19 protein-coding genes and 1 pseudogene are annotated in these 20,291 nt (G+C 69.1%); 14 read left to right on the top strand and 6 right to left on the bottom strand.

What is annotated here, in order from left to right; all coding sequences use genetic code 11:
* The first annotated feature begins 8 nt into the window (after positions 1–8).
* From QHF84_RS22760 to QHF84_RS22710, 11 genes are all read left to right on the top strand, one after another.
* Positions 9–491, top strand: a complete 483-nt coding sequence (locus QHF84_RS22760; protein WP_281315478.1) for a CheW domain-containing protein — start codon at positions 9–11, stop codon at positions 489–491.
* Positions 488–1,990, top strand: a complete 1,503-nt coding sequence (locus QHF84_RS22755) for a CheR family methyltransferase (RefSeq protein WP_281315477.1) — start codon at positions 488–490, stop codon at positions 1,988–1,990. Before QHF84_RS22760 ends, QHF84_RS22755 begins: the two co-directional genes overlap by 4 nt.
* A gap of 18 nt (positions 1,991–2,008) precedes the next feature.
* The gene (locus tag QHF84_RS22750) at positions 2,009–3,484 is read left to right on the top strand and encodes a CHASE3 domain-containing protein (protein WP_281315476.1); all 1,476 of its coding nucleotides are present in this window, start codon (positions 2,009–2,011) and stop codon (positions 3,482–3,484) included.
* 250 nt (positions 3,485–3,734) lie between these two features.
* A complete protein-coding gene (locus QHF84_RS22745; RefSeq protein WP_281315475.1) occupies positions 3,735–4,271 on the top strand; it encodes a chemotaxis protein CheW in 537 nt (178 codons plus the stop codon).
* Between the two features lie 22 nt (positions 4,272–4,293).
* Entirely contained in the window at positions 4,294–6,378 is a 2,085-nt protein-coding gene (locus QHF84_RS22740) for a response regulator (RefSeq protein ID WP_281315474.1), read from the top strand.
* The gene (gene cheB, locus QHF84_RS22735) at positions 6,375–7,532 is read left to right on the top strand and encodes a chemotaxis-specific protein-glutamate methyltransferase CheB (protein WP_281315473.1); all 1,158 of its coding nucleotides are present in this window, start codon (positions 6,375–6,377) and stop codon (positions 7,530–7,532) included. The genes QHF84_RS22740 and cheB overlap by 4 nt, the downstream gene beginning before the upstream one ends.
* 30 nt (positions 7,533–7,562) lie before the next feature.
* The gene (locus QHF84_RS22730; protein WP_281315472.1) at positions 7,563–8,657 is read left to right on the top strand and encodes a response regulator; all 1,095 of its coding nucleotides are present in this window, start codon (positions 7,563–7,565) and stop codon (positions 8,655–8,657) included.
* A 54-nt stretch (positions 8,658–8,711) separates the two neighbouring features.
* Positions 8,712–9,038 carry a hypothetical protein gene (locus tag QHF84_RS22725; RefSeq protein ID WP_281315471.1) on the top strand — a complete coding sequence of 109 codons (327 nt, stop codon included), beginning with the start codon at positions 8,712–8,714 and terminating at the stop codon, positions 9,036–9,038.
* Positions 8,965–9,786, top strand: a complete 822-nt coding sequence (locus tag QHF84_RS22720) for a Smr/MutS family protein (protein WP_281315470.1) — start codon at positions 8,965–8,967, stop codon at positions 9,784–9,786. Before QHF84_RS22725 ends, QHF84_RS22720 begins: the two co-directional genes overlap by 74 nt.
* 109 nt (positions 9,787–9,895) lie before the next feature.
* Positions 9,896–10,816 carry a branched-chain amino acid transaminase gene (locus QHF84_RS22715; protein ID WP_281315469.1) on the top strand — a complete coding sequence of 307 codons (921 nt, stop codon included), beginning with the start codon at positions 9,896–9,898 and terminating at the stop codon, positions 10,814–10,816.
* Positions 10,798–11,472: a hypothetical protein gene (locus tag QHF84_RS22710; protein WP_281315468.1), complete on the top strand. Its 675-nt coding sequence runs from the start codon at positions 10,798–10,800 to the stop codon at positions 11,470–11,472. The genes QHF84_RS22715 and QHF84_RS22710 overlap by 19 nt, the downstream gene beginning before the upstream one ends.
* On the opposite strand, the gene QHF84_RS22705 is transcribed toward QHF84_RS22710, so the two are convergent.
* Genes QHF84_RS22705 through QHF84_RS22695 form a run of 3 tightly spaced genes read right to left on the bottom strand, consistent with a single transcriptional unit; the run spans position 11,469 to position 14,037 of the window.
* On the bottom strand, positions 11,469–12,089 hold the full coding sequence (locus QHF84_RS22705; RefSeq protein ID WP_281315467.1) for a hypothetical protein: 621 nt from the start codon (positions 12,087–12,089) through the stop codon (positions 11,469–11,471). The genes QHF84_RS22710 and QHF84_RS22705 overlap by 4 nt on opposite strands.
* Before the next feature lie 17 nt (positions 12,090–12,106).
* Positions 12,107–13,198: a hypothetical protein gene (locus QHF84_RS22700; protein ID WP_281315466.1), complete on the bottom strand. Its 1,092-nt coding sequence runs from the start codon at positions 13,196–13,198 to the stop codon at positions 12,107–12,109.
* Positions 13,195–14,037, bottom strand: coding sequence for a hypothetical protein (locus QHF84_RS22695; protein ID WP_281315465.1), 843 nt, complete (start codon positions 14,035–14,037; stop codon positions 13,195–13,197). Before QHF84_RS22695 ends, QHF84_RS22700 begins: the two co-directional genes overlap by 4 nt.
* A gap of 557 nt (positions 14,038–14,594) precedes the next feature.
* Here QHF84_RS22695 and QHF84_RS22690 point away from each other — a divergent pair.
* Positions 14,595–15,452, top strand: coding sequence for an OmpA family protein (locus QHF84_RS22690; protein WP_281315464.1), 858 nt, complete (start codon positions 14,595–14,597; stop codon positions 15,450–15,452).
* Positions 15,453–15,491: 39 nt separating this feature from the next.
* On the opposite strand, the gene QHF84_RS22685 is transcribed toward QHF84_RS22690, so the two are convergent.
* Entirely contained in the window at positions 15,492–16,265 is a 774-nt protein-coding gene (locus QHF84_RS22685) for a hypothetical protein (protein ID WP_281315463.1), read from the bottom strand.
* A 56-nt stretch (positions 16,266–16,321) separates the two neighbouring features.
* Here QHF84_RS22685 and QHF84_RS22680 point away from each other — a divergent pair, with 56 nt between their 5' ends.
* On the top strand, positions 16,322–17,719 hold the full coding sequence (locus QHF84_RS22680) for a cytochrome P450 (RefSeq protein WP_281315462.1): 1,398 nt from the start codon (positions 16,322–16,324) through the stop codon (positions 17,717–17,719).
* A 1-nt stretch (position 17,720) separates the two neighbouring features.
* Here QHF84_RS22680 and QHF84_RS22675 read toward each other — a convergent pair whose 3' ends face one another.
* Positions 17,721–18,398, bottom strand: coding sequence for a VTT domain-containing protein (locus tag QHF84_RS22675; protein WP_281315461.1), 678 nt, complete (start codon positions 18,396–18,398; stop codon positions 17,721–17,723).
* A gap of 45 nt (positions 18,399–18,443) precedes the next feature.
* Positions 18,444–19,064, bottom strand: a complete 621-nt coding sequence (locus QHF84_RS22670) for a hypothetical protein (RefSeq protein ID WP_281315460.1) — start codon at positions 19,062–19,064, stop codon at positions 18,444–18,446.
* Between the two features lie 530 nt (positions 19,065–19,594).
* Here QHF84_RS22670 and QHF84_RS22665 point away from each other — a divergent pair.
* Positions 19,595–20,291: pseudogene (locus QHF84_RS22665) on the top strand (hypothetical protein); the annotation flags it as partial.

The raw sequence follows: 20,291 nt of genomic DNA, 5'->3' as shown, positions 1-20,291 counted from the left end.
CGATAGCCATGGAAGAACCCACGGGTCGACGCACCTTTTTGCTCGTCCGGGCGCGCTCCTGGATGTGCGCGTTGCCCGCGTCGTCGGTCGTCGAGACGATGCGGCCGCTTTCGATCGACCCCGTCACGAACGCGCCGCGCTTCGTCGTGGGCCTCTCCGTGGTCCGCGGCGAGGTCGTCCCGGTCGTATCGCTATCGGCCGTTCTGGGCGGGAGCGAGCAAACGGAAGCGCGGCGGCTCGTGCTGGTGCGAGCGGGGGAGCGGCGGCTCGGGCTGCTCGTGGAGGATGTGCTCGGCGTCGAGGAGCTCGACGAGAAGCGCCTGGAAGCGCTGCCGCCGCTGCTCGGCGCGGCATTGCCCGCGGAGGTCGAGCGGCTCGGCTCGCTCGATGGGCAGGCGCTCGCGGTGCTGGATGCCGCGCGCCTGCTCCCGGCGGATGCATTCGCCTCGCTCCCGGGCGCCGCTTCCCTTTCCGCCGCCGACGCACGATGAGCGGCCCACGTGACGCCAAGGGCATCGAGGACCTCATCGAGGCCCGCTTCGGCCTCGCGCCGTCGAACTTCCAGCGCGACCGCATCGAGATGCTCCTCGACGAAAAGCCGATCAAGAGCGGCGGGCCCATTCCGCTCGAACGCCTGGTCGAGGCGGTGACGGTCGGCGAGACCTATTTCTTTCGCGAGCCCATGCAAATCGACGCGCTCGTGCGGCGGGTGCTCCCCGAGCGCGCGCTCGTGGGGCCGCGAGGACGGAAGCTGCGTATCCTCTCGGCCGGCTGCTCGTCCGGCGAGGAGCCGTATACGCTGGCGATCGCGGCCGAGGTGACCGCGCCGGAGCATTCGCCGCTCCTGTCGATCACGGGGCTCGATTTGAACGGGGCCGCGATCGAGAAGGCGCGGCGGGCGCGTTATTCGTCCTGGGCCGTGCGCGGGGCCTCGCGGGAGATCCGCGAACAGTTTTTCAAGAAAGACGGCGAGACGTTCGTGCTCGATCCGCGCATCCGGAGCCGCGTGACGTTCGAGGAGGGCAACCTGCTCGACGTGCTCGCGCGCGTGCCGGAGGCCACGTACGACGTCATTTTTTGCCGCAATGTTCTCATTTATTTCTCGGAGCGCGCGCTCCGGCGGGTGCTCGCTGGGTTTGTCCGGGCGCTTCTGCCGGGCGGCTATCTTTTCCTCGGCCACAGCGAATCGCTCCGCGGCATCTCCGACGATTTCGAGCTCGTGCACGAGCATGACGCTTTTTTTTATCGATTGAAGAGCCCGAGCGCAGCCACGGCCACGACGACGCCCGCGCTCTTGCCGCCGCCTCCGCCGCCCGAGCCCCCGATGCGCGCGCCCTTGCCCACGCCGGGCGAAGGGGCCTTCGCGTGGGCGGAGGAAATCCAGCGCTCGACCGAGCGGATCGCCCGGATCGCGGAGACGCGGGAGGCCGAGGGCGCGGCGAACGCGAGCCAGGCGCGCGCGGCGGAGGCGCCCTCCGCGCTCGCGCGTGTGCTCGATCTACTCGAAGCGGAGCGATACGACGACGCGCTGCTCGTGGTGGCGTCGGCCGGCGCGGGCGCGCCGCCGGAGCTCGAGCTTTGCCGCGCAGCCATTTACGGCGAAAAAGGGCGATTGCGGGACGCGGAGCGCACGCTCGGCGCCTTGCTCGCGCGGGGGCAATGCGAGACGGGGGCGCATTACCTGCTCGGGCTGCTCCGCGAGAACGAGCGCGACATCGAGCGGGCAGCGTGGCATTACCGCGAGGCGAAGCGGCGCGATCCGCGCTTCTCGCTGCCGCATTTGCGGCTCGGCATGGTGCTCCGGCGCGAGGGACGGGGCGCAGAGGCGCGCGCGGAGCTCGAAAAGGCGCTCGAATTGCTCCAGCGCGAGGAGCGCGCGCGGATCGTGATGTTCGGCGGGGGGTTTCGGCGGGAAGTGTTACTCGAGCTGTGCAAGGCCCAGCTCGGCGCGCTGGGTGTCCCGAGACGAGATCCGACGCCCGTGGGATGAAAGAGGGAGGCGGGCTTCATGAGCAAGTCATGGACGGTCGGGCAGCAAATCGCAGCGGGGTTCTTGCTTCCGCTCCTCATTCTGATCGCGCTCGGCGCTTTTTCGTACCGGAGCACGCAGCGGCTGCTCGCGACCAGCGAAGCGGTCACGCAAGCGCACGAGGAATTGACCGGTTTGTCGAGCTTCCTCGCGGCGCTCGACGAGACCGAAACGGGCAAACGTGGATTCGTGATCACGGGCCGCGAGGATTTCTTGCAGCCCTATCACACGGGTAAAAGAGGCGTCGGGAGCGAGCTCCGGCAGCTCGAAGATCTCTTCGGCGAGGACGCGGATCAGAGAGAACGCGTCAAACAGCTCCGGCCGCTCGTGGAGGAGCGCATGCGCGAGATCGACGAGACGATCGAGGCGCGGAGGAGCCGCGGGTTCGACGCGGCGGTGAAGATCGTGATCGAGGGCAACGGCCCGAAGGTGATGGAGCAGATCCGGCGGATCGTGACCGAAATGAAGACCCACGAGCACAAGCTCCTCACCGAGCGCAACACCGACGCGAAGCAAGCGGCCGCGTGGCTGAGCCAGATCCTGATCTTCGGCACGCTCGCGGCCGTGGTGATCGTGGCGATGGTCGCGGTGTTCGTGACCCGCGGCCTCGGGGCGCGGATCGGCGCGGCCGTGCAGCACATCCGGAGCGCGGCGGCGGAGCTCGAAGCGGCCGCGACCCAGCAGGTCAAGGGCGCAAAGGGCCAGGTCTCCGCGGCGACCGAGGTGAGCACGACGGTGCGCGAGCTCGTGACGACGTCGCGTCAAATCTCGGAGAGCGCGCAGCGGGTCACGCAGGTCGCGAGCGAGACGGCGCTGGCCGCCAAGGGCGGCAACCACACCGTGGAGGGCGCGCAGGACGCAATCGAGACCGTGCGGCGGCAGGTCGATCAGATCGTGGCGCACATGCTCGATCTCGGGCGGAAATCCCAGGAAATCGGCGGGATCCTCGACATCGTCTCGGAGCTCAGCGAACAGACGAACATCCTGGCGATCAACGCGACGATCGAGGCGGTCAGCGCGGGCGAGACGGGGCGGCGTTTCGGCGTCGTGGCGGGCGAGATCCGCAAGCTCGCCGATCGCGTGGGCGGCTCGGCGAAGGAGATCCGCCGGCTCATCGAGGAGATCCGGGCCGCGGCGAACACGACGGTGATGGCCACCGAAGACGGCGCGAAGGCCGTGGAGGCGGGGACACGTCGGTTCGGCGAGGTGGCGCAGAGCTTCCGGCGAATCGTCGAGTACGTGGCTTCGACCGCCGAGGCGTCGCGCGAAATCGAGCTCAGCACGAAACAACAGACGAGCGCGATGGAGCAGGTGGCCTCCGCCATTGCGGACGTCGCCCAGACGGCGCGCGAAAGCGAGGCCGGTTCGTCACAGACATTGAACACCGCCTCGCAGCTCTCCGGGTTGTCCGGGGACCTCGTGCGTCTCATCCGACGCGAGGAGCAGGCCGCGTGAACCCCGGCCGATCGTCCCGGCGGCATGGGCCCCTCGCCCACCGAACGCGGTCATTGCAATCGGCAAGACGGGCCACGGGGGCGAGGGCGCACGAAAAAAGCACAAAACGAGCAGGATTGTGCGGGGGCGAGGGATTGTATGGGGCGCGAGGCTCGTGGTATCTTCATGAGTCTTTTTTCAGGGGCGAGGGGGCACGATGAATGTTCGGTCGCAGGAACGGGACACATCGGGCGATGGGGCGCCGCTTCCCGTGCCCGCCATTGCAGCGGAGCGACACGTCGCGGAGCTGCGACGCGCATTCGACGCCTCGTTCGCCGCCCCGCCCCGCGACGCTGACCGATCCGGTGAGCTCGTCCTCGCCATTCAGGCGGGCGGACAGGGCTACGCGATCCGGCTGTCCGACATTGACGGCGTCCACGAGTGCCGCAAGGTCGTGCCCCTGCCCGAGGGCCCGCCGGGGCTGCTCGGGATCACGGGCATCCGCGGCCGGCTTTTTTCCGTGCACGCGCTCGGGTCGCTCCTCGGCCTGCCGACGTGGAACGAAAAGCCGCGCTGGCTGCTCATCGCGGGCGGCGACGAGCCCATCGCCATCGGCGTCGCGTCGATCGAGGCCTGCCTCGAAGTGAGCCCCGCGGATCTCGTGCCCGTCGATTCGGCGCAGGAGGGCGACGCGCACATCCGCGAGATCGTGACGGTCGCCGGGCAAGCGCGCGGGGTGCTCGTCCTCGAATCGCTGGTCGCGCGGGCATTGCAGCGGGCAGGAGAGCGCCGCGAGGGCGCGTCGTGAGCGAGCCCCGGGAGAATCGCCCATGAACGAGCTCGAGGATTATTTCCGCGACGAAGCAAACGAGATCGTCGAAGGGCTCACGCGGGACCTGCTCGCGCTGGAGAGAAACCCGAGCGATATGGCGATCCTCGCCCGCTGCATGCGGCTCGCGCACACGCTGAAAGGCGCGGCGCGCGTGGTCCGGCAGACGCGTATCGGCGAGATGGCGCATACCATCGAGGACGCGCTCGCCCCGTTCCGCGACGGCGAGGACGCCATCACCAGCGATTACGTGAGCGATCTCCTCCGGATCCTCGAACGGATCCGCGAGGAGACCACGAAGCTCGGGGCCACGATCGCGCCCGCGCCCGCCTCGGAGGACAAGGGCAAGGGCACGCGCGAGAGCAAGCCCGCATCACCGCCGGTCGATGATCGGCTGGAGACGGTGCGCGTCGACATCGCGGACATGGACGCGCTGCTCGAAGGTTTGTCGGAGGCGTCCATCCAGATCGGCCCGCTGAACGGTGGCTTCGGCGCGCTGCAGCACGCGCTCCGGCTCGCGGTCCTCTTGCGCGAGGAGCTCGAGCTCGGGCAAGCCGTCGGCGATCGCGGCCGCGGCTCGCGGCTCGGGGCGCAGATCGCCGAGATCACGCAGAGCCTCGTGCACGCCGAGCGAGACATCGGCGCGGCGCTCGGGCGGATCGAGCGCGAGCTCGGCGAGGTGCAATCACGCGCGGCGACGCTGCGGCTCCTGCCGGTGGGCGCGATCCTCGGCACGCTGGAGCTCACGACGCGGGACACGGCCGAGGCGCTCGGCAAGAACGTGAGCTTTTCGGCGCGAGGCGGCGAGGTGCGGCTCGAAGGGCACGTGCTCTCGGCCGTGCGCGACGCGCTCCTGCACGTGATCCGCAACGCGGTGGATCACGGCATCGAGTCGTTCGAGGAGCGGATCGGCTGGGGCAAACCCGAGGTCGGCCGCATCCACCTCGACATCGAGCGGCGCGGCAGGATGGTCGCGTTCCGCTGCAGCGACGACGGGCGCGGGATCGACGTCGCGGCCGTGCGGCAAGCGGCCGTGCGTCGTGGCCTCGCCAAGGGCGAGGAGGAGCTCGACGAGGAAGCGACGCTCGCCTTGGTCTTCCGCTCGGGGCTCACGACGGCCGCGGAGGTGACGGAGATCTCGGGCCGCGGCGTGGGGCTCGACGTGGTGCGCGAGGTGGCGAACCGGCTGCGCGGATCGGTGCGGCTTTCGAGCAAGCTCGGCGAGGGCACGACGATCGAGATCGAGGTGCCGGTGTCGCTCTCGTCGATCCCGGTGCTGTCCGTGATGTTCGGCGGATCGACGGCGCTCGTGCCGCTCGACGCCGTGCGCGGCACGCGGCGTGTGACGGCGTCGGAGCGGCTGCAAGGGCCGGGCGGTGAGCGGATCCTGTTCGGCGATCGGGCCGTGCCGTTCACGCCGCTCGGCGCGGTGCTCGCGCCCGCGAGCGAAGGGCACGATCTGCCAGAGGCCTGCTCGGCGGTGATCGTGCAGTCGGGCGAGGCATGGATCGCGCTCGGCGTGGATCGTCTGCTCGGCACGATGGACGTCGTGCTCCGGCCGTTGCCGCCGGGCGCGGGGGCGCCGGCGGCCGTCGCGGGCGCGGCGTTCGACGCGCAGGGCGATCCGCTGCTCGTGCTCGATCCGCCTGCGCTCGCGCGGACGGGCGCGCGCCGCGAGGCGGCGACGTCGACGCGGCGCGAGGCGCCGAAGCGGCTGCCGATCCTGGTCATCGACGACTCGCTCACGACGCGGATGCTGGAGCAGAGCATCCTCGAGTCGGCCGGCTACGAGGTCGATCTCAGCGCGTCCGCGGAGGAAGGCCTGCGCAAGGCGAAGGCGCGCAAGTACGGCCTGTTCATCGTGGATGTCGAGATGCCGGGCATGGACGGCTTCGAGTTCACGGCGACGACACGCGCGGATCCCGCGCTGCGAGACGTGCCCGTCATCATCGTCACCTCGCTCGCCACCTCGAAGGATCGCGACAAGGGAGCCGCGGCCGGAGCCTCCGCGTACATCGTGAAGGGGGAGTTCGACCAGAAGCACTTCGTCCGGAAGGTCGCCGAGCTTCTGGGAGCGGCTTCATGAGCAAGACGCGCGTCCTCGTCATCGAAGACTCGCTCACCGTGCGGCGCCGCCTCGTCCAAACGCTCATGGCCGATCCGGGCTGCGAGGTGGTCGGCGAGGCCGAGGACGGGGCGCGCGGCATCGCTCTCTGCGAGTCGCTCCGGCCCGACGTCGTCACGCTGGATTTGATCCTGAAGAAGGGCAACGGCGTCGAGGTCACCGAGCACATCATGGCGTTTTGCCCGACGCCGATCGTGATCGTGTCGGCCTCGTTCAACCGCGGCGACATGATCAAAACCTACGACGCGCTCCGGGCCGGCGCGCTCGAGGTGATCGAGAAGCCGACCGGCGACGAACCCGACGAGGACTGGTCGCGGCGCTTCGTCGAGACGGTCAAGCTCGCCGCGAAGATCCGCGTGATCACGCACCCGCGGGCCAAGCTCAAGTCGAACCCGGCGCTTCCGCCGACGCCGCACCTGGTTCCTCCCCGCGCACGCACGCCCGAACGCATCCCCGAGCGCATGCCCGAGCGCATCCCGCCGCGCACGCCTGTCGTGCCCGCGCCGCTTCCGCTCGCCGAGACGGGCACGTCGCACTCGCTCATCGCGATCGGCGCCTCCACCGGCGGGCCGGGCGCGCTCGTGCAGATCCTGCGAGAGCTCCCCGAGACGTTCCCGCTCCCCGTGCTGCTCGTGATCCACATCGGCCAGCCCTTCGGCCGCGCGTTCGCCGAGTGGCTCGGCGGCGTGGTGCGGCTCCCCGTCACGGAGGCGAAGCACGGCGAGCTTTTGCCTCCGCCCGGCGCGGGGCGCATCGTGATGGCGCCTCCCGAGCGTCACCTCGTCGTGCGCGCGGGGCGGCTCTGGCTCGACGACGGCCCGGAGCGCCACTCGTGCAGGCCCTCGGTCGACGTCCTGTTCGAGTCGGTCGCCGAAGAGGTCGGCAGGACGGCGATCGGTTGCCTGCTCACGGGCATGGGCAAGGACGGCGCGCTCGGCTTGCTCGCGATGAAGCGCGCCGGGTCGACGACGCTCGTGCAGGACGAGTCCACGTCGGTCGTCTTCGGCATGCCGCGGGAGGCCATCCGGCTCGGCGCTGCCAGCCGGATCCTCCCGATCGGTGACTTCGCGCGCACCCTGCTCGCACTCGGTCGCCCGGTTCGGGGAAACGTGTAAAGAAGCAAGGTTGGGGGAAAAGGGGGTCCGATGAAACCGCATGTCCTCGTGGTCGACGACAGCCTCACCGTCCGGATGGATCTACGCGGCGCGCTCTCGGCCGCGGGCTTCTCCGTGACCACGTGCGAGACCAAGCGCGAAGCGGAGAAGGCCCTTCGCGAGCGCACCTTCTCCCTCGCCGTGCTCGACGTGATCCTCCCCGACGGGAGCGGCATCGAGCTGCTCGGCATGATCCGCGCGAGCGAGGACCTCGACCAGCTCCCCGTCATCGTCCTCTCCACCGAGGCCGAGGTGCACGACCGCGTGAAGGGTTTGACCACGGGCGCCGACGAGTACGTGGGCAAACCCTACGACATCACCTACCTCATCCGCCGCGCGCGCGCGCTCTGCGAGCGGACGAGCGGCGACGACACCGGCCCCGTCGCCGCCGCGCGACGCATCCTCGCCGTCGACGACAGCCCCACGTTCCTCACGGAGCTCGCCTGCAAGCTGCGCGAAGACGGCCACGACGTCGTGCTCGCGCGCTCCGGCACCGAGGCGCTGGAGCTCCTCGCGGTGCAGTCCGTCGACTGCGTGGTGCTCGACCTCGTGATGCCCGACGTCGACGGCATCGAGACGCTCCGCAGGCTGCGGCGCATGCCGGGCCGCGAGTCCACGCCGACGGTCATGCTCACGGCGAGCGAGGATCCGGCCCTCGCGCGGCGCGCGACGGACGCGGGCGCTTCCGACTTCCTCCACAAGAGCGTGAACCTCGACGCCGTACGCGCGAAAATCCGGAACCTCCTCCGCAACCGTCGCGCGGTGCAGGGAGCGACGACACCTTCACGCGCAGCGAGCGCCGACAAACCACCCGCCTCGCGACCGCGCGGCGCGGCCTCCGATGGCCCGCTTCTGCCGTGCATCGTCGCCGCGATGGGGCTCTCGCCGCTGCTCGCGCGGAGCGTGCTCTCGAAGGCGTGCGGCCGCGCCGGCGTCGATACGAGCGCGCTCGGCGCTGACGGGCTCCGGCGAGCTCTGCCGTGCATCCGCGAGGCGCTGCACATGTTCTACTCCGCCGAGGAGGCGCAGCGACGCGTGCAGGAGATGGCCGCGTTGATCGCTCCGGCGGATCATCCGGAGGCGTGAGCGTCGCCCGCGTTGACGCCTCGACACCTCGGGCCTTTTGCTACGCTCCGCCCCATGCATGGTCCGGATGCAAAGCAGCTCTTCGAGCGCGTCCTCTCGCTCGTCGAGGCGATGGAGGAGAACCAGCGGCAGAAGGTCCTCTCCCTGGCGCGGCGCCTCTTGCCGGGGCTCACGCCGGAGGACATCCGCAATCCCCATGATTTCCCGGACCTCGACGACCCCGACTGGCACTTCGAGGACGGGCAATTGACGGGAATTCAGTCGGTGCGGTTTGCGCTGCGGGCGCTCTCGGGTGAAGTTCTCTCTCATGGCGACGAAGGCGCGGGCCGGGCGAACGAGCACCAAGAAGACGCAGAAGAAGCCGAGCAAACAGGCGGCTGAGAGTCCCTTCTTCCGACCGTTCGCGAAGCTCGCGTCGAAGGGACGCAAGAGCAAAGCGGAGAAGGGCGAGAAGACGGACAAGGCTGCGAAGCCCGAAAAATCTGCGTCCGCGACGAAACAGGAAGGCGGCGCGAAGAAGCAGGCGCCGCAACGTGTACCTGTACAGTTGACGAACGAGCAGCCCGAGCCGGAGGTCCTGCCGAGCGACGCCGAGACGTTCGCGATGTACATGGCGGGCGTGCGCACGCTCGAGGATCGCAAGGCGCGCGTCCCTCGCTCGTCCACGCCGATCGAGCCGAAATCCAAGGCTCAGCGCGTCACGAAGGACCTCGATGCCGATGCGCGTCACATGCTGCACTCCCTCGTCGCCGAGGGCGTCCGCTTCGAGGTCACCGATGACGGCGAGCGCATCGAGGGCCGCAGACTCGACGTCGATCCGCGCGAGCTGCGACGCCTTCGACGCGGTGCGTATACGGTCGATGGTCGGCTCGATTTGCACGGCATGAACGCAGGAGAGGCGCGTCGCGAGGTGGAGAAGTTCGTGCGCAAACGGCGCGCGGACGGAGATCGCGTCGTGGCTCTGATCCACGGTCGTGGGAACCACTCGCCGCGCGGAATCGGCGTCTTGCGCGGGGAGATTGCGGCGTGGTTGAGCCAGGGTCCGGTCGCCCACCATGTGGCCGCGTTCGCGTCGGCACCCGAGGAGGAGGGCGGTACGGGAGTCGTGCTGGCGCTCTTGGCACGATGACGGGATCGGGCTACTTCCTCTCTCGCACTCCCCCTCGCAGCGGACGGCGAACGCGGGGGAAGCGGCATCGAAAGAAGCTCGGAACGACGAACCTCCGAAGGAGCGCGTGATGGTCGACAAGCTGAAGAAGATCTGGATGGAAGGCGAGTTCGTCGACTGGGACGACGCCAAGGTGCACATCCTGACGCACTCCTTGCACTACGGGCTCGGCGCCTTCGAAGGGATCCGCGCCTATCGCAGGACCGATGGCGGCACGTACGTGTTCCGGCTGAAGGAGCACATCGATCGGCTCTTCGACACGTGCAGGCTGCTCGCGATCCAGCCGCGTTTCACCAAGCAGCAGGTGGCTGACGCGACGGTGGAGTTCCTTCGCCAGAACGACATGCAGGAGGGCTACATCCGCCCGCTCGTGTACATGGGCGACGGGCCGATGGGCGTGTACGCGCACGACAACCCCGTGCGCACCACGGTCGTCGGGTGGCACTGGGGCGCGTACCTCGGCAAGGGCGCGACCGAGAGCGGCATCCGCGCGAAGATCAGCGCGTTCGCTCGGCACCACATCAACGTGGGTTTGCCCAAGGCGAAGATGATGGGGCAGTACACGAACAGCTCGCTCGCCAAGCGCGAGGCGCGCATCGCTGGCTACAACGAGGCGATCCTGCTCGATCCGAACGGCTACGTCAGCGAAGGCTCGGGCGAGAACATCTTCATCGTGCGCCGCGGCCGGCTGCTCACGCCGCCGCTCTCGGCCTCGATCCTCGAGGGCATCACGCGCGACACGATCCTCACGCTCGCGCGCGAGGAGGGCATCCCCGCGTCGGAGGAGATGATCACGCGCGACCAGCTCTACCTCGCCGACGAGGCGTTCTTCACGGGCACGGCCGCCGAGGTCACGCCGATCCGCGAGGTCGACGATCGCACGATCGGCGAGGGCGGGGTCGGCGCGATCACGCGCAGGCTGCAGCAGCGCTTCTTCGGCATCGTGCGCGGCGAGGACAACTCGCACCCCGAGTGGCTCACGCGCGTCTGATCGTGCGCGCGCCCTTCGCGCTCGCCGCCGCCCTCGTCTGCGGCTGCGGCAGCGCGCCCGCTTCCCCCTCGACAAACCCGCCGCGCCCGCTCCCCTCCGCGGGGAGCGCGGCGCCGAAGCCCGCCCCCGACCCCATCGCCGCGGCCTCGTCCTTCACGACGTTCACGTCCGCGCGCTTCGATCTCTCGCTCCCGCTGCCCGACGGCGCGGCCTTCCGCGTCGACGATCGGACCGAGCGATGGCTCGTGGCTCGGCACGACGCGACGAACTCGGTCCTGCTCGTGCGCACGTGGCGCGAGGACGAGGTCGGCAACCGCGCGCGATGCGAGGCGCGCGCGCGCACCTGGCGCGACCTGCCCGCGCGGGAAGGAAGCCGCCTCGTCTCGGCCTCGGGCCTCGCGGTGCCTCCGGATCACGACACCCTCGTCGAGGTCCTCCTCGGCCCACGCCCGACGAACGGCGAGCCCACCGATGGCTTCGTGCTCGCCTTCGGCGGCTGGGCCAAGCGGTGCTTCGCGTACGTCTTCGCCACGCGCAGCGCAAACGAGCGCGTCGTCATGGAGCGCCTCGCGATCATGGTCGACGGATCGCTCCGGCGCATGCGCTTCCAGAGCGAGCTCGCGCCCGCGCGCCCCTCCCGCGACGGTTTGCCCTAGAGCCCTGCGAACGTCTGGCAGAACTTGCTCGTCTTCGCCTCGTCCTCCACGAGGATCCACGTCCCCTGCGAGGCCTCGCCGTTCGGCGGCATGCCCAGCATCTCTGGCAGGACCAGACAAACCACCTCGTACCGCCCGTCGATCGACCCCGCGGCGAACGCCTCGTCCTCCGTCTCGAACCGCCCCGTGATCTTGCCGGACGACGTTCGCAACGAGAGCGTCCCCGGGCCGATGATCTGCGCGCCGCTCTGGGATAGATGCGCGAGCGTCCCTCCGCCGTACCCGTCGCTGAGCGTCACCGAGAAGTTCTGTGCGAGCAGCGTGTCCGTGCTGATGTCGAACGCCACGCTGAGCCCGTAGCCGCGCCGATCGGCCGTCGAGAGCGCCACCGACGCCGTCGCCGGCGGTCCGTTCGGCAGCGGCGCGCGCACCTCGATGCTCGCCGGATCGCCGCGGAAGATGCGCCCGTCGGACGTCTTGATCGTGAGGTCGTCGGTCACGGCCGTCGTCCGGAACGCGAACAGATCACTCACGTCCCCCACCGAGCAGGCGGTGGCGCTCAGGGCTGCGGTCGCGGCGCACGCGCGCAGCAAGAAAAGGTTTTTCTCGTCCTTCATCGACGTATCCTCTGGCTTCAGCACCCGCAGTCGAGCACCTGGATGGTGAGCGGGTTGTGGATGACGTTGTCGCTCTCCGAGCTCTCCACGACCGCGTTGCCCGCGTCGACCTGGTGGTAGAGCCAGTACAAACCCTTTGGCGTGCCGCACGGCACCGTGGTCGTCACGCTCGGGTGGACCTGCTTCTCCGCGTTGACCGTCGCGCCGTACCACGTCCCGAGCGTGATCCCCGCCCACGCGTGCGCGGTCGGGCTCGTCGCCATGAAGAAGCGCTGGTCCGATGCCACGCTCTTCGTCCCGGTGTTGGCCGTGGTGAAGTGAAACGAGAACGTGTCGCCGCGGCAGCGCTGGATCGTCTGCCACGAGGCCGTGCTCTGGATCTTTCCGTTCGTGAGGCGCTGCGCGGAGGCCATCAGGTTCGTCTCGCCGAGCGTCGACGGATACAGGAAGCGCCCGCCGGCCGCGTCGTCCGGCATGGGCTGCGCGAACATCGCGCTCGGCCCGCCGCCGAGCGGCACGGGCGGCGAGGGCCGCATGATCGTGAAGTCGAGCGTGTGGTTGTCCGGACCGCCCGGGGACGTGATCGACAAACCGTGCGCGTGACCGAGCTCGTGGAGGAACGTGGACCTTCCCGTCCGCGTCGGGCTGTACGGGCAGGCGCCCGAGGCGAACGCCTCGTCGGGGTTGTCGAAGCTCTGCGTCGACAGGTTCGCGAGCAGCACGTTCACCTCGTCGATCCGATCGCAGCTCCGCACGACCACCGTCGTCCCGAGCGAGCCGTCGATGCTCGACGACTCGACGAGCGCCACGTCGTTCCAGCCGTCGTCGAGATCCACCCAGCAGTGGTTCGAGGACCAAGATCCGTAGTGGTAGACGACGTCCTGCATGCCGCCGACGCCGCGCCACTGCCCGATCGCCGCGGCGTAAGCCTTCGCCTGGCTCGAGCCCGAAGGGATGCTGCAGAGGTTCTGCACGAGCCCGAACGACGACGGCCAGCGGACGTTCTTGCCGTTGCACGTGAGGAAGCGGAACGCCTCGGCGCGGCTCGTGAGCAAGAGGCACGCGAGGACCAGACACGCGGCGACGATCGACAGATGCACACGCATCACGGCGCACCTCCGTCTTCACACACGGCGAGCTCCTTCGAGGACGTGTCGGACAGGCCCACGGGTGGGTCGAAACACGCGAGTAATCCCTCGGTGCTCGCGGGGCTCTCCGTGGGCGTGGGCGCGTGCCACGTCGTCACGCGACGCCACGGCCCGGCCGACATCGGCGCCGGTGAGAACGATCCATGCGGCCACGCGCCCGTCGCGCGGGCGAAGACGCGCAGCGCCTCGGCGAGCTCCACCACGTCGAGGGCCCGATCCACGTCGGCCTCCGTGATCCACGTCGAGAGCCTTGGCGGCGTCGAAGCATCCACCGCGCCGCTCGGCTGCACCCAGAGCGGTGGCCCGGTGAGGATCTCCGTCGCGCCCACGCCTGCCACGAGCCGCCCGTAGGCGTCCACGAGCGCGCGCTTTTTCCCCACGGTGTCCAGGCGGAACACGTGCCCGAACGCGATCGGCGACAGCGTCCACTCGGTGTTGCGCAGGAACAGGAAGTACCGTTTGCCCTGGGCGAGCTCGGGCACGTGTGTCGCCACGATCTCCCGACCGTCGGGCAGATATCCGCCGAACGATCGGATCTCGAGCGAGCTCGGCGGCGACTTGCCCAGGGTTCCCAGGTGAACGAACACGTTCTTCACGGTCGCGACCGTCCGCGGCCCCTCGACCTCGTCGAAACGGAAGCTCACGTCCTCGATGTCGCCTTCGATCACGGCGGCGGTTTGTCGCAGCACGTCGGCGAGCGTGTCCGCGGGCGAGGGCAGCGGGGCGGCGTGGGCCGCGGTCGCCCCGAGCGAGGCGCAGACGATCACGGAAGCGATGAAACTCGGACGGACGGATCGCATCGGACCTCCTCCGGCGGTTGGGTCTTTTTCGACGCGGCGGCGCGGCCGGAGTCGCGCGGCGTCGCCACCGCGCCCTTCTCCTGCCTGCGCGGCGGCGCGACCGGACCGGGACGAACTCGGTCCCGGCGAACGCGAACGATCTGGCGCATCGGGAATAAGCGGGCCATCGGGCAGTCAAGGCCGTTGCTCCGAGGGTTTTCCCGTCTCCGTCAGGGAAGGGATGTATGCGACCGAGATCGGCGCGATCCAGCGGAGGATCTCGGGTCCGCCCGGTTTGTCTCCCTGGAGCCTGGTTTGTCCGTCGCGATGCCGCTGGTTTGTCCTTCGCGGGTGCGGCAAGCGAGCAGGATCACAACTCGGGAGGGGACCGGAGCCGTCGGGCAGGGGGTTCCCCGGTCCTTCGAAGCAAGAATCCCTACATGAAGGACCGAGAGCGCGGGATCCGCCCGGGGCTTTCGGTGGAATGGACTTTCGCGGGACGGACGACCTCGCTACCGTTCAGGAATTGCTCGTCCCAGGGACGTATTTTTCCCCTGGGATGCACCGGGGAGAACGTCATGAACGTGCGCATCCTTGCTGCCTCCACGCTCGCCGCGGCGCTTGCTGTGAGCGGCTGCGGTTATTCCGAGGAAGAGTGGCAGGCGCAGCTCGACAAGTACAACAAGCTCCTGGCCGAGAAGAACTCGAACGACCAGGCCGCGGCGGCCGCGCAGAAGAAGCTCGCGGAGGAGCTCGCGGGGGAGCAGGCGAAGGTCTCGGACCTGACGAAGAAGCTGGCGGACGCCGGCGTCGACATCAGCAAGCTGAACGAGAGCCTGCAGGCGTCGGCGACGAAGGTGTCGGCGCTGAGCTCGACGCTCGAAGAGCGCGAGAAGGCGCTCGCCGAGTACAAGGCGCGCGCCAAGCAGCTCGAGCAGATCAAGGCGCGCTTCGAGATGCTGCGCAAGAAGCTCGACGAGCTCACGAAGCTCGGCCTCGCGGTGAACATCCGCAAGAACCGCATGGTCATCTCGCTCCCCGGCGACGTGCTCTTCGACTCGGGCCGCGAGACGCTGAAGAAAGAGGGTCAGGAGATCCTCACGAAGGTCGCGGGCATCATCAAGAACGACGCCTCGCTGCTCGGCCGCGACTACCAGGTCGCGGGGCACACGGACAACAAGCCCCTCGCGGGCGGCGTCTTCCGTGACAACTGGGGCCTGTCGCTCATGCGCGCGCGTGAGGTGCTGCTCTTCTTGGTGAGCGAGAAGGGCGGCAACATGCCGACCGCGAAGTGGAGCGCGGCCGGCTTCGGCGACACGGACCCGATCGCCTCGAACGACACGGACGAGGGCCGGCAGAAGAACCGCCGCTGCGACGTCATCGTGGTGCCGAGCGTCGAGGAGATGCTCGACCTCAAGGCGATCACGACGCAGTAACCACGAAGCTCCCCGCCCCCCGTTCCCCCGCCCCCTGCCTCAGGGACAGCCGCCGTCGTCGTACCAGGGATTCTGGCTCTGGATCAGGCTGCACTGATCGAAGCACGTCCCGCCGGCGCAGCCTTTCGCCTTCGCCCCGGTCACGGAACACGAAATGGGCATGCCCCAGCAAACGCCCGTGGCCATGGGCGAACAGGCGTTCGCCGCCGCGACCTTGCGATTGCATTGGCGACCCGCGGGGCAAGGCGTCTGCGGATCACAGGTCACGGCCTCGGCCGCGGGGCAGGCCCCCGCCGATTTCACGCTCGACCCGAACACCTCGGCGATCGAAGCATTCCAGTACGTGACGCCGTCGCAGCCGCACACGACGTCCTCGTCCTGTGATTGCAGCCCCGGCGGCGGCTTCGGCGCGCAAACGCCCGCCCCGCACCCCGGCGCATTGCAATAAAGACCCGGATCACAACCGCCGACGCCCCCGTTGCATGGCGCGCCCACGCCATTGCCGCCCCCCGCGCCACCGCCGCCACCGCTGCCGCTCGCGCTCCCGCCTCCGCCGCCGCTACCGCTTCCGCTTGCGCTCCCGCCGCCGCTTGCGCTACCGCCGCCGCTCGCGCTCCCGCCGCCGCTCCCGCCCCCGATTCCGCCGCCGCCGCCGCTCCCGCCCCCGATTCCGCCTCCGCCCCCGGACGCACCCGTCCCCGCGCCGGACGCCCCGCTCCCCGTGGTCCCATCGCCCTCGTCACTGCAGGCCGCGACGACCGCGGACAGGCCGGCCGCAAAAATCACCGAAATCAGGATCGATTGCGCTCGCATATCGACATCTTACACCGGATCTCCCCGCGACGACGCCTCGCTGCTAGGCTGCCCCCGTGACGACCGTCTCCGCCTCGCGCTCGCCCTCCGCCCCCTTCGCGCCGGGACCTCGGGGGATACCGTTCCTCGGCAACCTCCCCGCGCTTCGCCGCGATCGCATCCGCATCTTCCTCGACGCCGCCGATACCTACGGCGACGTCGTCCGCTTTCAATTCGGCCCCGGCCCGCGGCACGTCGCCCACCTCCTCCGCCACCCCGACCACATCAAGCACGTCATCGTCGACGCGGCCGATCGTTTTACCAAACAAACCCCCGGCCTCGACGCGATCCGCCCGGTCCTCGGCAACGGCTTGCTCACGAGCGAGGGGGCCTTCTGGCGCCGGCAGCGCCGCATTGCACAGCCGGCCTTTCACAAGCAACACATCGCCGCGTTCGCCGGCGTCATGGTCCGCGCCGCCGACGAGCTCGTCGACGGCTGGATGCGAAGGCCCCGCCCCGACGCGCCCGTCGACGTCGCCGGCGAGATGATGCGCGTCGCCCTGCGCATCGTCACCGAGACGCTCCTCGGCACCGACGTGCCCATCGACGCCGCCGCGACCGCCTCGGCCCTCGACTTCATCCTCGACCACAGCCGCAAGAGCCTCACGCGGCTCCTCAAGATCCCCCGGAGCGTGCCCACCCCCGACAATCGGCGATTTCAGGAGGCCATCGCCGTCCTCGACCGCGAGGTCTTCCGCATCATCGAGCACCGCCGCAAGGCGCCCGAGCGCGGCACCGACCTCGTCTCCATGCTCATGACCGCGCGCGACCCCGAGACGGGCGAAGGAATGACCGACCGCCAGCTCCGCGACGAGGTCATGACCATGTTCGCCGCGGGGCACGAGACCACGGCGAACGCGCTCGCCTGGACCTTTTACCTGCTCTCCACGCACCCCGACGTCCGGCGCCGCGCCCGCGCCGAGGTGTTCCGTGTCCTCGGCGACCGCCTCCCGGATTTCGCCGACGTCGGCGCCCTCGACCTCGTCGGCCGTATTTTTCAGGAATCGATGCGCCTCTATCCGCCCGCGTGGATGCTCACCCGGCGCGTGGCCGAGGACGACGTCGTCGGGGGATATGCAATCCCCAAGGAATCACTCGTCCTCATGAGTCCCTACGTCACGCACCGCCACGGCGCGTACTGGGAGAACCCGGAAGGATTCGATCCCGACCGTTTCGCCGGCGGCGCGCTCGCGCGGATGCCTCGTTTTGCTTATTTTCCGTTCGGCGGCGGCGCGCGCCAGTGCATCGGATCGAGCTTCGCCATGGTCGAGGGGACGCTCGTGCTCGCCACGATCCTGCGCCGCGTCCGCCTCGACCTCGTTCCCGGACAGACCATCGTGCCTGAACCGGGAATCACGCTGCGGCCACAGGACAGCATCTACATGCGTGTCGTCCCCGAGCCGCTCCCCGCCTGAATTACGACGACTTCGCCTTCTCCGCGGCCGCCGCCTTCTTCGAGGCGAGGTGCGTCCGGACCGCGCCGACGATGGGCGGCAAAACCGAAATCACGATGATCAGGTAAACGACCTTCTCGATCTCCTTCGCGCCGAGCACCTTGCCGAGGAAGTAGCCGAGGAACGTCATCGACACGACCCAGCCGATGCCGCCGAACACGTTGAACGTGATGAAGCGGCGATAACTCATCTGGCCGATGCCGGCGACGACGGGCGCGAACGTGCGGGCGAACGGCATGAAGCGGGCGAGCACGATCGTCTTGCCGCCGTGCTTCTCGTAGAACTTCTGCGTGGCGATCAGGTAGTCGCGCCGGAAAAACAGGCTTTGCTCCCGGTTGAAGAGCTTCGGGCCCGCCTTGTACCCGATCGAGTAGCCCACCGTATCGCCCACGATCGCCATGACGCAGAGCACCGCGTTCAAGAGCAGGAGGTTCGAGAAGGTGGAGAGCTGGAGCGGGTTGATCAGATTCGCGTTGACGAGCACGCCCGCCGTCACGAGCAGGGAGTCGCCCGGGAGGAAAAAACCCACGAGCAGCCCGGTCTCGGCGAAGATGATGGCCATGAGCACCGGGTAGCCGCCCCAGGTGAGCAGCTCCTCGAGGTGGCGCAGCTTGGAGAAGAACTCGCGTAGAAGGTCCACGGCCGACCGACTAGCGCACCTTCGGGTTTTTGTCGACGTTCTGCGCTACTCCCAGCTCACCTCGCGCCGCACACGCACCACGTCCATCCCGTGCACGCGCCCCTCCGGCACCTGGGAAAGCCACCGATGCCGCACCCGCCGCGCGCCCGCGAGCTCGAGCGCGTGCACCACCCCGATCTCCGTCGCCGCCATGTATGCCGGCGCCGCGATCGAAGGGACACCGGAGGCGCTCGACGCGAACGTCTTCGGCCGGACCTCCGCCACGTCCACGCGCACGAAATCGTAATACGCGCCGCCGATGCGAGACAGGTTTCGCATCGTCATTTCGGGCGACGCCATCTTGAGCAGGAACCGGTAGAGCCCCGTGAACTGCCGCGGGATTCGCGCCCGCGAGACCATTCGAATGACCTCCAGGAACGGCTGCGCCATCACCACGGACGCCGACCCGTGCATCGCGAGCAGCGGAAAGACGTCGTACCAGCCGCCGACCACGAACGCGCATCCGAGAAATTCACGCAGCGCGGCATTCGTCACCCGATCGAGGACCGCGGCGCGCCCGCCGCGCACGTTTTCGTCGAGGAAATCGAGCGTGTCCACGTAAAGCACGCCTTTGCAGCGAAACGGCGAGGTTCCCGGCGCGAAAGGAATGCCATCCATCGAGAACATGGACTCCACCTCTCTCCCGCGTGCACGGCCCGAGCGCTCATCATGCACCCGATCACGGAGGATCGGCAAGATGGACAGAATCGACGGCGCGCCTGCCCCTCGTCTCGTAGGACACCGCCGCGTCCGTCCCGACCCGCCTCCTGCCTGCACACGAGGTGCCCACGCCCGCGAAAACGCCGCGAATTTCCTCGATGAAGCGGCAAATGGCCTCCATGGGCTTCCGTTACTGACGAATGGGTTTGGTGTGCAGGGACGGTCGATGCTTCCCTGCATGGACGGACGCCGGGCGAATCCGTATCGGTCGGGCGTGACGGTCCGTGCCGGTCATGTGCGGGAAGACGCCCGCTCCCTGTATCCGTCCTGATCGGACGGGATCCGCCTCCGGAGCTGCGGCACCACGAATTCGCGCGGAAATGCGCTCGGAAACGGGTACGGCAAGCGCCTTGCAATTGGGTCTCGGTGCGTGAACGAAGCCGGCCGAGGCGCGCTCGCCCGGTCTCGGAACGCGAAACGAAGTGGAGGAGGATCCCATGCTCAAGCACATCGCAGCCGCCGCTCTCGTCTCGACCTTCGCTCTCGGCGCCACGGCTTTCGCGGAGACGGGGGCTGGCCAGAACGCGGGGCTCAAGCAGCTCTCGTGGCAGCAGCTCCAGTCGGCCTGTCAGAACCCCGCGGCGTTCCAGAGCCAGCGCCAGCCGAACGCGATTCGGCTGACCTGCGAGGATACCCAGCTCGTGTGGGAGGCCGAGCAGACCGACCGCGTGGAAATGGATAACTCGCGGCAGATCACGGCGTCGCTGAGCTCGGACAAGTATTACATCATCCGGCAGGACCAAGCGGTGTCGGTGCCCGTCTCGCAGACGATGTGCCCGCGCTTCAAGGAGGTCCAGGTCTCCTATACGCAGAGCTTCTCGCTCTCGTGCCAGGAGATCCAGAACTTCCAGGGCAACATGAACGACTTCTGCAAGGCGCGCCTCGACACGGCGGTCAAGGGCAACCAGCAGCTCGCCACGCGCACCGCGACGGGTCGCGTGTACGACATGTGCGCGGCGCCCGCGCTCGTGAACGAGCCCCCGAAGGCCCCGTCGCCGCCCGTGGCTCCGTCCCAGAGCGGCGGCAAGGCGCAGCCGGGTGGCGCGCAGCCGGGCGGCGCGCAGCCGGCGCAGCCGGGCGGCGCGCAGCCGGGCGGCGTGCAGCCGGCGCAGCCGGGCGGGCAGGTGGGGATCG

The sequence above is a fragment of the Polyangium sp. y55x31 genome, assembly GCF_029946505.1.
Classification (GTDB): Bacteria; Myxococcota_A; Polyangia; order Polyangiales; family Polyangiaceae; genus Polyangium.
The sequence above is the reverse complement of the archived record's forward strand: the minus strand, read 5'-3'. Positions and strand labels throughout refer to the sequence as shown.